General features: G+C 32.9%; 18 protein-coding genes. 17 read left to right on the plus strand and 1 reads right to left on the minus strand.

Translation table 11 applies throughout. The features are described 5' to 3' along the window. Nucleotides 1-92: 92 nt before the first annotated feature. Nucleotides 93-242 (minus strand): hypothetical protein, encoded by a 150-nt coding sequence (locus MWU32_RS01460; RefSeq protein ID WP_246937072.1) that lies wholly within the window; start codon nucleotides 240-242, stop codon nucleotides 93-95. A gap of 24 nt (nucleotides 243-266) precedes the next feature. Between MWU32_RS01460 and MWU32_RS01465 the strand changes: the two genes are divergently transcribed. From MWU32_RS01465 to MWU32_RS01545, 17 genes are all read left to right on the plus strand, one after another. Further along, nucleotides 267-1,613: an IS110 family transposase gene (locus tag MWU32_RS01465; RefSeq protein WP_246937073.1), complete on the plus strand. Its 1,347-nt coding sequence runs from the start codon at nucleotides 267-269 to the stop codon at nucleotides 1,611-1,613. A 50-nt stretch (nucleotides 1,614-1,663) separates the two neighbouring features. Further along, nucleotides 1,664-2,095, plus strand: a complete 432-nt coding sequence (locus tag MWU32_RS01470; protein WP_246937121.1) for a T6SS immunity protein Tdi1 domain-containing protein — start codon at nucleotides 1,664-1,666, stop codon at nucleotides 2,093-2,095. Between the two features lie 9 nt (nucleotides 2,096-2,104). Next, nucleotides 2,105-2,455, plus strand: a complete 351-nt coding sequence (locus MWU32_RS01475; RefSeq protein WP_246937123.1) for a DUF4160 domain-containing protein — start codon at nucleotides 2,105-2,107, stop codon at nucleotides 2,453-2,455. A gap of 155 nt (nucleotides 2,456-2,610) precedes the next feature. Beyond that, a complete protein-coding gene (locus tag MWU32_RS01480; protein WP_246937125.1) occupies nucleotides 2,611-3,087 on the plus strand; it encodes an SRPBCC family protein in 477 nt (158 codons plus the stop codon). A gap of 18 nt (nucleotides 3,088-3,105) precedes the next feature. Beyond that, entirely contained in the window at nucleotides 3,106-3,816 is a 711-nt protein-coding gene (locus tag MWU32_RS01485; RefSeq protein WP_246937127.1) for a hypothetical protein, read from the plus strand. A 742-nt stretch (nucleotides 3,817-4,558) separates the two neighbouring features. Then, nucleotides 4,559-5,029 (plus strand): hypothetical protein, encoded by a 471-nt coding sequence (locus tag MWU32_RS01490; RefSeq protein ID WP_246937129.1) that lies wholly within the window; start codon nucleotides 4,559-4,561, stop codon nucleotides 5,027-5,029. Nucleotides 5,030-5,193: 164 nt separating this feature from the next. Beyond that, on the plus strand, nucleotides 5,194-5,745 hold the full coding sequence (locus MWU32_RS01495) for an STM3941 family protein (protein ID WP_246937131.1): 552 nt from the start codon (nucleotides 5,194-5,196) through the stop codon (nucleotides 5,743-5,745). Nucleotides 5,746-6,483: 738 nt separating this feature from the next. After that, a complete protein-coding gene (locus tag MWU32_RS01500) occupies nucleotides 6,484-7,296 on the plus strand; it encodes a hypothetical protein (RefSeq protein ID WP_246937133.1) in 813 nt (270 codons plus the stop codon). 221 nt (nucleotides 7,297-7,517) lie between these two features. Further along, nucleotides 7,518-7,721, plus strand: coding sequence for a hypothetical protein (locus tag MWU32_RS01505; RefSeq protein ID WP_246937135.1), 204 nt, complete (start codon nucleotides 7,518-7,520; stop codon nucleotides 7,719-7,721). A gap of 10 nt (nucleotides 7,722-7,731) precedes the next feature. Beyond that, on the plus strand, nucleotides 7,732-8,076 hold the full coding sequence (locus MWU32_RS01510) for a hypothetical protein (protein ID WP_246937137.1): 345 nt from the start codon (nucleotides 7,732-7,734) through the stop codon (nucleotides 8,074-8,076). Between the two features lie 193 nt (nucleotides 8,077-8,269). Further along, nucleotides 8,270-8,647 carry a hypothetical protein gene (locus MWU32_RS01515; RefSeq protein WP_246937139.1) on the plus strand — a complete coding sequence of 126 codons (378 nt, stop codon included), beginning with the start codon at nucleotides 8,270-8,272 and terminating at the stop codon, nucleotides 8,645-8,647. Between the two features lie 210 nt (nucleotides 8,648-8,857). Beyond that, nucleotides 8,858-9,247: a hypothetical protein gene (locus tag MWU32_RS01520; protein WP_246937141.1), complete on the plus strand. Its 390-nt coding sequence runs from the start codon at nucleotides 8,858-8,860 to the stop codon at nucleotides 9,245-9,247. Nucleotide 9,248: 1 nt separating this feature from the next. Then, complete coding sequence (locus MWU32_RS01525) at nucleotides 9,249-9,728, plus strand: hypothetical protein (RefSeq protein WP_246937143.1); 480 nt, start codon at nucleotides 9,249-9,251, stop codon at nucleotides 9,726-9,728. 174 nt (nucleotides 9,729-9,902) lie between these two features. Further along, nucleotides 9,903-10,880, plus strand: coding sequence for a hypothetical protein (locus tag MWU32_RS01530; RefSeq protein ID WP_246937145.1), 978 nt, complete (start codon nucleotides 9,903-9,905; stop codon nucleotides 10,878-10,880). A 153-nt stretch (nucleotides 10,881-11,033) separates the two neighbouring features. Further along, nucleotides 11,034-11,636, plus strand: a complete 603-nt coding sequence (locus tag MWU32_RS01535) for a hypothetical protein (protein WP_246937147.1) — start codon at nucleotides 11,034-11,036, stop codon at nucleotides 11,634-11,636. A gap of 146 nt (nucleotides 11,637-11,782) precedes the next feature. Continuing rightward, complete coding sequence (locus tag MWU32_RS01540; RefSeq protein WP_246937148.1) at nucleotides 11,783-12,367, plus strand: hypothetical protein; 585 nt, start codon at nucleotides 11,783-11,785, stop codon at nucleotides 12,365-12,367. 239 nt (nucleotides 12,368-12,606) lie between these two features. After that, entirely contained in the window at nucleotides 12,607-13,086 is a 480-nt protein-coding gene (locus MWU32_RS01545) for a hypothetical protein (protein ID WP_246937150.1), read from the plus strand. Nucleotides 13,087-13,223 lie beyond the last annotated feature (137 nt).

Consider the following 13,223-nt stretch of genomic DNA (forward strand, 5'->3'; position numbering starts at 1 on the left):
AATTCCCCTCTTCTCCCAAAAAAAATAATCACTTTAAGGTAACGTTTTGTATCTTGGATAGTGCTCTTTGCAAGACCGATTTTAAATTGATGCTAATAAGCTCGAGCGTAATTCTGGTTGGAATGTAAAAAGCCTTTGATATATCCAGTATCAAAGGCTTGTGATAATCTTACTGATGAATCCTCTAGGGATATCTCGTTCAGAATATTTTCTTGATTGCAATATACATTCTCTTTGGGCATTTTTATTAATTTAAATCAAAGAAAATGGTAGGAACTAAATTAAAAATGGATATCATCAACCCAAATGCTGCGGGAATTGATATCGGAAGTCGTTCACATTTTGTAGCTATCAATCAAGAGCACTCTGACGTGAGAGAGTTCGGTGTTTATGCTCAAGATACTAAAGAATTACTGACTTGGTTACTCGACAATGATGTAAAAACAGTAGCCATGGAATCTACAGGTTCATATTGGCAAAATCTGTATGCTGAACTACAGGACTCAACTATTGAAGTAATCCTGATCAATGGAAAATTCACCAAAAACATTAAGGGCAAAAAAACGGATGTTCTGGATTGTATGTGGATCCAGAAGTTACATACATTAGGCCTTTTGAGTGGAAGTTTCCTGCCAGATCTGCAAACAGAATATTTAAGAACTTTGGTAAGGCACAGAGGCAATCTAATTGAAACCGCATCCCAAGCTTCCAATAGGATGTCACAAAACATGAGACTGATGAACCTCAGATTGGATGTGGTGGTAAAAGATATTGTGGGACTGACCGGATTAAGTATTATCAATGAAATCTGCAATGGTCAAACAAATGGAGAGCAACTAGCCAAATTAAGGCACGGGAACTGTAAAAAGTCTGAAGAGGAAATTGCCAAGGCACTGCAAAGTAATAATCGACAGGATTATTTATTTGTCCTGAAACAAGAACTGCGAAAATACCAGGATGCACAACAACTGATCATAGAGTGTGATGATGAGATTAAAAGGGTTCTGGACGAATTTATTGATCAGGATAATGTAAAAAAAGCATTGTGCATTGATAAAAAAGTACATAAAAGAATCAACAAGAACACACCAAAAAACATCGACCTTAACCTCATTGCCTACCAATATTTCGATGGGATCGACTTATACGCAATAGAAGGCTTCAGCCACGGAACAGTCCTCACATTGATGAGCGAACTTGGTGAAAAAGGAATACTAGAGTTCCAAAATGCACAGCATTTTACATCTTGGCTAAGATTGGCCCCCAACAATAAAATATCGGGTGGCCGCATCCTTAGCAGCAGAACCCCAAAAGGAAGCAATAGACTTAAAATAGCGCTCAGACAGGCAGCAAATGCAATTGGGAATCTAAAGGATACTCATCTTTCCAACTTCTTCAATAGAATTGCCTACAGAAAAGGTCGCGCTGTTGCGGTATCAGCTACTGCAAGAAAATTAGCAACTATACTCTGGAATATGCTTTATAAAAACCAACAATACAGTCCACCAACAATTTATGAATATCTAGATCAGAAAAGAAAGAGAAAAGTTCTTGAACTTCAAAAACAAATCGCTAATTTGGATGCTCGAATGACTAAAATACAACCTGCTTGAAAACCAGTAAATACAGGGTAAAATAAAAACGTTACTCAGAATTTGAGAAAATGATTGCCGAAATAAATAAAGCTTGGAATTGGAAAGGATTTAATGCGACTGAAATAGTTCGGACGAATGACTTTGGCAATGTGATTTTCAAAACGGACAAAAACGAATATTGGAGAATTTGTCCCGAAGAAATTAGTTGTGGGAAAATTGCGGAATCGGAATCGGAATTTGACCGACTTTCGACTGACTCTGAATTTATCGAAGATTGGCAAATGACAAATCTTGTGAACATTGCAAAGTTGGAACTTGGAGAATTAGAAGAAAACCAAAAATACTGTTTGAAAATGCCAGCAGTTATTGGCGGAGAATATGAAAAGTCCAATATTGGAAAAATAAGTTTTGCGGAATTAATTTCTTTTAGTGGAGATTTAGGGTTTCAAATAAAGGATTTGAAAGACGGACAAAAAATAAAATTTGAATTTAAAAGATAGCTTGAGAATTTGAAAATATTTGAAAAAATACTAGAAGACTTACTAAAGTACTATTTAGGATTAGACGATGTTTCATTGGAAAAACATTTGAACGAACCAGCTTTAGCAACAAAAGAACGGGTCGCAACAATAGACGATCTTCAAGTTAGAATTTATCCTAATGACCATATTCCACCTCACTTTCACGTAATTTCAAAAAATAGAGAAATAGATGCAAAATTCACAATTGAAAAATGTGAGTTAATTTCTGGAGATATGAATTCCAAAAACCTCAAAAAGATTAAAGCATTCTATCAAGGAGTGAAAGGAAAAATTATTTTAGAGAAAATATGGGAAAAATATCACGGAAATAATAATTAAAAAACTAGGCACAACACCGTGTATAATTCATTGCTAGTACTCGCCTACTTGGAAATTCCTTCGGAATTTCCTCTGGTTCGTTTTAGTTTACTAATTTAGTTGCTGAATCACGCAACGAAATCATACACAATCACGTTACCATACATACCAAAAAAATGCCGAGAATCGAACTTCGAACTGAAATAAAAGCTGATAGGAATATTGTATTTGATCTTTCGAGAAGTATCGATTTACACAAAATTTCGACTGAACAAACGAATGAAAAAGCAATCGCTGGAAAAACGAGCGGATTAATTGGAATGAACGAAAGCGTTACTTGGAGAGCGAAACATTTTGGAATTTATCAAAATCTGACTTCCAAAATAACGGAATTTGACCGACCAAATTACTTTGCGGACGAAATGGTAAAAGGAGCGTTCCAAAAATTTAAACACGAACACCACTTTATGGAATTTAATGGCGGAACTTTGATGACTGATTTTTTTGAGTATAAGTCTCCTTTTGGAATTTTAGGAAAAATTGCTGACAATCTGTTTCTCAAAAAATATATGACTGAATTACTAACTGAACGGAATCGAATTGTAAAAGAATTTGCGGAATCTGAAAAGTGGAAAGAATTAATAAAAGAATAAAGTACGTATGGTAACAATGTGTATAAGCAATGGCTTGTTCTCGCCTACTTGGAAAATCCTACGGATTTTCCTCAGGCAAGTACCTGTTTACAATTGTCCGTGACGTCCCACGCCACTGCTCATACACCAAACGTTGCCATTAATTTGAAAAAAACGAACTACAGTCTAATATTTAAAGCAATTATTCCAATTGGAATTTTGTTGTTTTTTATTCTACTTTCTGAATTGAGAACAGAAGGAGATTTTGGTGGTCTAATTGGTGGAATTAAAATGTTATTCTTCCTCTTCGTTGGAACAGGAATATTTCTTTTTACGTTAATTAAAAATATTATTAGAATTAGAAAAGGAAGGAATATTAGGGAATCAAAAATCATTTTGACAGTTTTACTAATTTCAACTTTGATTGGTGTAAGTTCATTTTGGTTTCCCTACGATTTTTTCGATAAAGAGCCACAATTTATTGCACTTGACGAAATGGGAAATAAATTGACTTTAAACGAAGGAAAATTTATGTTGAAAACAAGAGAAATTGAATGGACAACTATTAGACGTGGAGAATACAGAATTGAATCTGATACAATTTATTTAAACATTAATAAAGAACGATATTTAGCCAAAAGAGCGAAAAAATATTTCATTGAGAAGAAAAATTTGATTCCAGTTTATTCAGACGGAATTGAAACAGATTCGACTGGATTTTTGAAAATCGTTCGGAAAATAAAAAACTAATGGCAACACCGTATATAAGCTATGGCTTGGTCAGTCCTCACTTGGAAAATCCTGCGGATTTCCCAAAGCCAGTTTATATTTGGAGAGGTTCGTGCTAAAACACGCCACAGCTCATATACATAAACGTTGTGCAATATTTGAGAGAAAAAAAACAGCATCGGAAAACCAGCGGAATAGCGGCCGATTTTTTTTTGAAAATTGGTGTTTTAAGGAAAAAAGGAAAAATGTTGCTCGGACAAAAATGCGGAATGGAAAAAAAGGAGGTTTCGGCATTTTTGCCATCGGACAGGATTTCGAGGAAGACCATTTTTAGTCAAGTAAAGTTCGTGAAAGAAGAAAAACATTGCTCGGATTTTTATCCACATTTTCCGAATAAGATTTGGGAATGTCGAACATCGGAAAGGCAAAACCGTCAAAAGCAGTTTTCCTTTTGCGATGGTCTGTGAAAGAAAGAAAAAGAGAAAAAAAAAGCGGAACGTAAGCAGAACCGAATCAGAACGCAGGGAAACATTGCACAACACGAGGCTATAAGCAATGCTTGGTTTTGTGCTAAACCGAAAAGCAGTTGTATATTTACGAAGTCGCCAAAACTTCATTTTGGCGCAAAAAGAAAAATTTAAGTAAAAAATAAAGTTTTGGCTTAGTGCAAATTTCGAAAATCAGTGAATTTTTTGCCGCACTGCTCATAGCCCAAACGTTGGGCATAATGTCAAAACTTTGAGGTGAAAAAAATATTAATGTTATGATTAATCCAGAGCAATTAAATGATTACTCGAAGAAAGTTTATAATTATATAGTAGCCAACCATAATGTGTCAGTTGGTGATTTCTCCTTACACCCTTCGGACTTTGGTAAAAACTATCTTCTTATGGAAAGAAAAGCTCCAAATAGAAATCTAAACTCTGATCTCTTTTTGAGTTCAGAAGATAATATGTTGACTATTGGATTTCACAATTATCATTGTCATTTTGATAAAATGAGAGAACAAAATTTTAATGAAGAAATTAAAACTGCTCTTGAATATTTTAATAAAATATTGAATGATGAGTTAATGGTTGTTAGTGCGGGTGGCACAACGAATTTACTGACAAAGGAAGAGATAGAGGTTTTAGAAAGCGGACAAAAATTTGAAAAACGTGATCCAGACTGCATTTCATATAGGATTTATTCGTGGAGTGGCAATTATGATAGAACTTCTGAAAATCTGAGTTAAGAAAACACTATGCCCAACAATATATAAAAACAATGCTTGAACCTGTCTCAAATCGAAAGTTCGTGCTCGCTTGCAACGCCTGATTGTCCTGCGGACAATCACGCTCGCCAGCTCGCACTGTTTTTATACGAGACGTTGTAGTGCATTTAAAAAAACCACGTCAAATGAATGAAAATGTTGAAATTCCATTGAGTAAAAACAAAATTATATTATTGTCTTTAGGAGCTTTAATTTTCGTGTTATTAGGTTTTTGGTTGGCTATTGATCCTGAAAATTTTAAAGTTTCTGTTTTTCGCTATAGAAGTACTGAATTGATAAGAGTAGTTGGAATTATTAGTATTGTCTTTTTTGGAGTGTGTTCGTTTTTTATTTTTAAAAAAGTATTTGACAAAAAATTCGGATTGATAATCGACAAAAATGGAATTACTGACAACTCAAACGCAACGAGTATCGGATTAGTAAAATGGACGGATATTATTGGAATTAGAGTTTTAGAAGTGGTTAACCAAAAATTTGTAATGATTGACGTTTCTAATCCAGAATATTATATTGACCTTAAAAAAAACAGATTCGGAAAAATGGCAATGAAAGCGAATTATACTAAATATGGTTCGCCAATTAGTATAACTGCCAATTCATTAAAGGCCGATTTTAAAGAATTGAAGGAAATAATTGAAAAACAGTTCGAGAAAAACGCACTACAACACGGTATATAAGCTATGGCTTGGTCCTTCCTCACTTGGAAAATCCTGCGGATTTTCCAAAGCCAGTTTTTATTTAGTGAAGTTCGTGCAGTCACACGCCACAGCTCATATACCAACACGTTGTGTACAAGCTGAGTCAAGCCAAAAAAACAAAGCAGTTTTGAAGAAAAATTTTTTGGTTTTTTAAGCCAGAAATTATATGAAATAAAATTGGATTGACGAGCTACTTTTCCAACGGAATCTACTCAGATGGAATCGTTACGGATAAAAATAAAACCAAGCAGAACGGAACAATCCCTGCGGACTCCACTCGGATGAAATCGTTGCGGATTAAAAGAAAACCAAACAGAACTAAAAGTTCCCAACGGACTTCAATCGGTCGGAATCGTTGCGGATTAAAACAAAACCAAGCAGAACGGAAAATTTCCAGCGGACTTTACTCGAACGGAATCGTTGCGGATAAAAAATTAAACCAATCAGGACGGAACATTGCCAGAGAAACTCACTCGAACGGATAATGAAAAGCCTGTACACAACAACGTATATAGCTCATAGCTAATTAGTTAATTATCTAAAATTAGTGCTTATTTGCAAAATCGCCAAATTTTTTAATTTGGCTTTTTGCGTTAATAAGTAAAAATTAAAAAATTCGGCTTGTGCTTAACTGAAAAGATAGTATCTTTTTACACGCTACGAGCCATATACACAACCGTTACCACACATTTGAGAAAAACATTCCGCTGATTTAAAATGGGAAGAGAAAATTGGACAAACGAAAAGATTTTTGAGCGATTAGTGAATAACAAATCGGAGAAAACCTATTGGAATAATATATCGGAATTGCGGAAACGAGCGAACGATAAAGTTTACAATCAAGCCTATGAATTTGCTAAATCTCACATCGACAAAAAGAAGATTATCGGAATAGACGTCTTAGCTCAATTAGGTTTTGACCCAAGATTCAGACAGAATGAGACAATAAAACTATATTTTGAACTATTAGAAGAAAAACAAAATGATGATGTTTTATTTTCCTTGTTTTTCGGAATTAGCCATAACAACGAAAAACTGACTAAGAATCAAGTTTTAAAATTGATAAAGTTTAAAAACTCAAAAAATAAAGATATTCGTTACAGTTTAGTTTCAGCAATTTCGGGAGTTGATAATCCAAAAGCTATTGAAACATTAATTGAACTTTCAGAGGACAATTATTCTTCAATTAGAAATTGGGCTACTTTCGGAATCGGAACTTTATGTGAGCAAAATAATGACCGAATTGTAAAAGCGTTGTGGAATAGAATTAAAGACAAACATCAAGAAACAAAACTTGAGGCAATAGTTGGATTAGCAAACAGAAAGCAAGTCGCTGTTAAAGAGCAAATAATTGAAGAATTAAAAAGTGGCGAATATGGAACTTTACTGTTTGATGCAATAGAAACGCTGAAGGACAAAGATTTTATACCACATTTAGAAAACAACTTGAAATCTGCTAAAAATGACAGCGGAATAAAAGAAGAATGGATTGCGGATTTGAAACAATGTTTGAATAAACTGAGCGCATAAAAACGTGTGGTAACAATGTATATAAAACATAGCTAATATGGGCTTTACCAAAGGTTTTTGTGTATTTGTGAAGACCGCCAAATTTTTAAATTTGGCTTTTAGTAAAATTAAGATAAAAAGAAAAATTTAAAAATTCGGCTCGTGTATAATCCGAAACGATAGCGTCTTTTTACACGCTACGTTTCATATACGGAGACGTTACCACACATTTGAACGCAACATTGAAAATAGCACTAAAAATCATCGGATTAATAATTCTATTGATATTTTTATACTTTGTCGAATCTGTGATTTTTCTTCTGATTTTTGGAACAGGTGCGCAAGCTGGCTCAATTTCAGAAAACGGATTGACAGAAATAATTATGTTTGTTATACCATTAATTATTGTAGGCGGAATTGCATTCAAAGTGTTTAAAAAAAACTAAAACGACGGAATTGAAAACTGCGGAATTTTTAAAAATAAAGACAAATTATCTCGGAATTGGAATTCGGTCAGTCTTATTTTTTGGAATTTTGTTACTTCTGATTTTGATTGAGGTATTTGCTTTTTTCCTAATTTATGGTTCTGGAGCAACGTCGAGCAGAATTGCCGAATTGTGGTATGTTGACTTAATTTTAAATTATCTGCCGATTTTACTTGTTGGCGGATTTTTGGTTTATAGAATAATAAAAAAATATAAAAATCAAGAATATGTGAATTTCAAAACGAATTTGATTACACTTTTGATTTTGATTTTTCTATTCTCAATCAGAAATCAACTTGAACAACTAATTTTCTGAAATGAAAAATAAAAACGTGTGGTAACACCGTGTATAATTAATGGCTGGTTCTGGCTTGCTTACGAAAATCCTCGCGGATTTTCTATTCGGTTTTTATTTGCTAAATTCCGTGCTTAAAACACGCCACTAATCATACACAAAACCGTTGTAGCCAATTAAACCAAACCAGAAAACTATGAAAAAGCCGACTTTAATGATTTTTATTTTAAGCTTCTTTTCATCGTTTTCTCAAAGTAGAAGTAGTAAAAGGACTTTTGAATTTTTTGATATTTCAGATGGCAACGGAATTTTGGATAGCTTAATTACTGGTGGACCAATCTTTCTTGTTGGATTTTTAATTGCGTATTCGGTTTGGTGGAGTAAAACTGATAAAGAAAAACGAGATTTAACCAATAGCCAAAACAATTGGGGATGTTTTGGAGTCATATTAATTTTTATTGGTCTTTTTTTTCTTCTACCTCTGATTGCATTATTGGAATTTCTATTTGTTTCAATTTGGAGCATAATCTGGGGAATAATAATAATTGGAGCTATAATTATCGGAATTAATTCTTTAATAAATAAAAAATAACTGGCTACAACACCGTATAAAAAAAATTGCTAGTTTTAGCTAAACCAAAGTTAGTTGCTTGTTTGCTAGCTTCTGATTTTCCTTCGGAAAATCCTCGCACACAAACACGCAACTTTCCTTATACATAAACGTTGGCAGTAATTTAAATTGCAAAAAAAAAACGTAATTTTATAATTATATGAAAATCATATTATTAATTGATAAAATTTAATGTCAGAAGAACAAAACGAATATAGAGGCCAGGAATTTAATAAGCCTGTCTATGTAAACGGAAATCCTGAAACAAATCCAGAGATTACTGTTGCTCGAGTTCCATATTTACTTGAGAGATATGATTTTGATAAAATTTCAAAAGGTGGCGGATTTTGGACTAATATGGCGAATATTTTATTAGGAGGTGCCATTGGGTTATTTGTGAATATGATTGCCAAACTTATTGGCAGTAAAATGGATAATAGCATAGTTTTTGAGAACTGGGAGGTATATGGGTTTATTATCGCTCTACTACTTATGGGTTTATGTTATTTGATAGATTATTGTGTGCCCAATGAGAAAAGAAGAATAAAAAAGAAAATAAAGGAACACTTTGAAAAATCTTAAAATGGAAAAAAGTACTGGATTTCCAAAAAATTACAAAAGACTACAAATCTTAGATGTTTGTTCTAATAAGATTATTGGAGGTGGTAGCGTAATGGGTATTGATAACTTCGCACCTTTACTAATCGGAGATGGCAATCTACCTAAGGTTTGGTTATATGCTAAAGTGAGTAAGAATAGCTGGACACCTCTGATAGTTGAAAATGAAAGTTTGCATACGGATTTACATATCACAATTAATGAACAAGAAAGAGAGGTTATAATAAAAATCAAAGATGTTATAATTTTAAATGTTGTAAAAATTGAAGATGGTCATTGTGAAATTAGACATTTGGAATTAAGACCTATTGGACTAAATCTTTATGGCAATCAACAAGCTCTTAGAGTAGCAAACTCAACTTTTGCTGGAAATATTTACAATGGAATTTCTTTTATGGTCGGTTTTACAGACCAAGTCGAAAAGGAATTAGAATCTGAAAAATAAAAAACTACTGCCAACACTGTGTATAATTCATTGCTAGTTATAGCCTACTTACGAAAGTCCTCGCGGACTTTCTATCTGTGATTTATTTGCTAATTTTAGTGCTTAAACACGCAACGAAATCATACACAAACACGTTATGCATTATTTAAGAAAAATCGTTATTAATCGATATCTATGAACGAAAAGAAAACAAAATACTCTCAAAGGCATGTTTTAAGCTCATCTAATATTGACAAGCACGGACACGTAATTACAAAAGAAGCTTTAGAAAGTTCATTGAAATTCATAAATGGTAAAAGAAAACCGAGATTAGGTCTTGACCATAACCGAAATTTTCCACCAATGGGTAGAATAAATAATGGAGAAGTAATTGAAAAAGATGGAGCACATTATTTAGTTGCAGACAAAGAATATTTTGATATATCTAAAACAGCAACGCTTGAAAATGGCTTGGAACTAATTGAAATGTCATTTTCAGATGAAAACTATGCTTTTATAGAGAGTGAATTTGAATTTATAGACACTATTGAAATTCAAATTGACCCCATAAATCTTGGCTCTTTTGAAAATGGACAAAAATTTTTAAGTGATTTAAAATCAGAATCGGAGATAGAAATTAAAGGCTCTGAATTTATTAGAAAATCCGAAATACCAGACCCTGAAATTGTTCTGAAACTCACTGAAATAATTGCAATTGCACTTGGAATAGGACTTAGAAAAATTCCAGAAAAATTAGCAGAAGCCATTGGAGAGGATTTAGTCAAATTTTATAAGCTAATTGGGAAAGCTATCCGTAAATCTGCCAAGGAAATGATCCCTAAAAACAGACCAATTCATTTTGTTGTAGAAATTCCAATTAACAAATCAACAGTAGAATTAATTGTTACAACTCGGAATCCAGATATTGCAATAAACGCATATAAAAAAGAGGTTATTGAAAATTTAAGAAATGAAATAAAAACCTATATTAAACATTTAAAAGCTGAGAAAATTCAGTTCATTTTTAATGAAGAAAACAAATGGGAAATGAACTATATTTTAGCTTCCAATGGAAAAGTAATTGGAACAAAGAAATCATTTAGAAAACGAGACGAATATTTTCAATTAATGGTTGAGAAGCAGAAAAGAAGAGATAATAAAAACAATGCATAACAGTGTGTATAAGCAATGGCTTGTCCTCGCCTACTTGGAAAATCCTGCGGATTTTCCTCTGGCAAGTACCTGTTTGCAATTTTCCGTGACGAACCACGCCACTGCTCATACACCAAACGTTGGCAAACATTTAAAAAAAATTACGGCGAAATAATGAAGGAATATTTGTTTTCGGAAAAAGAATTAGAATTGATAGAATATCTGAAATCGAATTCGCCAAAAAAAATCTGGTTTGAACATATTCAGTACATCTTCGAATATGATAACTTCTATTTAAAACTTGAGATTGAATGCGCTGAAAAATTAAGACTTGGATACATTCCCGAAAAGAAGTTTATAGAGAGACCGACTTCTGATTTAGAACAATACGTAATGGTTACAAAATTGGAAAAGATAAATCTGAAATTTCAATCACAAACAGGTTCAGAATTATTAAGTTCAAATGAAAATATAACTGAAGTGAATATTGTTAGAACTCTACTCTTTTATTGCCAACACGTCCAATCAAAAGAACATTCGAATTTTTTCAATACAGATAGCCATCAAATAAATCCGAATTTGGAAATCGATAAAAAACTCAAAATTGAACAGACTTGTCTTGCCGATGTTGGATTGTGGATCCGGTTAGACAAAAAAGTTTTAAATTGTTTCATAATAGATAATGACGATGATTTTTCAACGAATTCTCATTGTTATGAAAATGTCGATTTAAAACGGACAAAAAAAGACATTTATAGCTTTATAGAAACGGAATAAAAACGATTTGCCAACACCGTGTATAAACCATTGCTGGGTCTGTGCTCATCTGGAAAATTCTTGGGAATTTTCCAGCGCAGTTTTGTACCTTTAATGGTTCGTGCTTTAACACGCAACGGTCCATACACAAAAACGTTGTGCAACATATGAGAAAAACTGAACGACATATCAAAAAGAGAAATCGTTTCTCAATCATTTTTCCAATTTTAACAATAATCGGAATTGGAATATTTGCGGTGTTGACTTCATTTTACGAAAAAACTTGGTCGTATAATTGGAATGGAATAAGTGAACAAGTTAGAGATAGTGTTAAAGTTGCAGAAAATGGTGGAATATCAAGTGGTTGGGTCGGAATTGCACCACGTAAACCCAAACAATATGACAGAAGATTTTGGATTATGAATAACGCAACCGAATCTGAACTTATAAAACTGACTGACTACCCAAATGGAACTATAAAGACAATAGCATACGAAGGACTTTTAAGAAAGCCTGAATTTAAAAACAAAGTGGATTTGATGTTAAAGGCTATTAAAGATACCGAATACTCTATTTTCTATCGAACAGGATGTGAAGGAATGAATATGAATATAAGTGAATACTTGGTTGATTTAGTCCTATTGATTGATGATAAGGGATTATTAGGCAAAACAAATAGATATAATCTTCCGCAAACTGACATTGATAAAATACTCAATGAATACAAAAAAGTACCAAGTTTGTGGAAATAAAAATACGTTGCACAACACCGTGTAAAAATAATTGCTTGGTTCTAGCCTACTCGGAAAATCCTGCGGATTTTCCTCTGGTTCGTTCCATTTTTAGTAAGTTAGTTGCTTGCACACGCAACTATCCTTACACAAACACGTTGTAACACATTCCCCACACAATAAAAACTCATTTATTTCATAAACTAACCAGTAAAATTATTGTGTAGGAAAATTATAGTAAATTTGACTTTAGCCAAAATTTGAGAAAACTAAAATATTATATATTAACAATATTCATTTCCTTGAGCTGTTCTGAAAAAAATACAGAATGGAAAGCAGAAAGAGAAGCTTCTATTCATTTCGGAGGGGAACCTAAAATTGAAAGCTTTACGCTCTCATTTCATAGAAAAGGTGACACTTTAATTTATAATTATGTTAGTAAAATTGACAGTACAAAAACTATCAATATTCAAAAAGCAGCAAACTCAAATATTTTATTTTTTGGATTTAGGGAATTCATTGAGTCAGACAAAAAAACATTTCGAAACCAGAAACTAAAGGATTTAGAATTTAAATATTATGATTTAGAAAACCCTGGAACCCATGGAACAGGACCAATTTTATTTAATTCAGAATATGGACTTCTTGCAATAAACAATGTTTATGGACCTACAATTATTTTTCTTGAAGCAAAAGATAATAATTTGACTGAAATAATAATTAATAATTTGAATGAATGAAAACGTGTTACAACAGTGTGTATAAGCAATGGCTTGTTCTCGCCTACTTGGAAAATCCTTCGGATTTTCCTCTGGCAAGTACCTGTTTGCAATTGTCCGTACCGAACCACACCACTGCTCATACACTAAACGTTACC

It is taken from the genome of Gelidibacter sp. F63206 (genome assembly GCF_023015735.1).

Coding starts and splice junctions, on each gene's coding strand:
- MWU32_RS01530 (WP_246937145.1), top strand. CDS start 9,903: ATGAACGAAAAGAAAACAAAATACTCTCAAAGGCATGTTTTAAGCTCA.
- MWU32_RS01460 (WP_246937072.1), bottom strand. CDS start 242: ATGCCCAAAGAGAATGTATATTGCAATCAAGAAAATATTCTGAACGAG.
- MWU32_RS01520 (WP_246937141.1), top strand. CDS start 8,858: ATGTCAGAAGAACAAAACGAATATAGAGGCCAGGAATTTAATAAGCCT.
- MWU32_RS01490 (WP_246937129.1), top strand. CDS start 4,559: ATGATTAATCCAGAGCAATTAAATGATTACTCGAAGAAAGTTTATAAT.
- MWU32_RS01495 (WP_246937131.1), top strand. CDS start 5,194: ATGAATGAAAATGTTGAAATTCCATTGAGTAAAAACAAAATTATATTA.
- MWU32_RS01540 (WP_246937148.1), top strand. CDS start 11,783: ATGAGAAAAACTGAACGACATATCAAAAAGAGAAATCGTTTCTCAATC.
- MWU32_RS01525 (WP_246937143.1), top strand. CDS start 9,249: ATGGAAAAAAGTACTGGATTTCCAAAAAATTACAAAAGACTACAAATC.
- MWU32_RS01535 (WP_246937147.1), top strand. CDS start 11,034: ATGAAGGAATATTTGTTTTCGGAAAAAGAATTAGAATTGATAGAATAT.
- MWU32_RS01515 (WP_246937139.1), top strand. CDS start 8,270: ATGATTTTTATTTTAAGCTTCTTTTCATCGTTTTCTCAAAGTAGAAGT.
- MWU32_RS01470 (WP_246937121.1), top strand. CDS start 1,664: ATGATTGCCGAAATAAATAAAGCTTGGAATTGGAAAGGATTTAATGCG.
- MWU32_RS01465 (WP_246937073.1), top strand. CDS start 267: ATGGTAGGAACTAAATTAAAAATGGATATCATCAACCCAAATGCTGCG.
- MWU32_RS01500 (WP_246937133.1), top strand. CDS start 6,484: ATGGGAAGAGAAAATTGGACAAACGAAAAGATTTTTGAGCGATTAGTG.
- MWU32_RS01480 (WP_246937125.1), top strand. CDS start 2,611: ATGCCGAGAATCGAACTTCGAACTGAAATAAAAGCTGATAGGAATATT.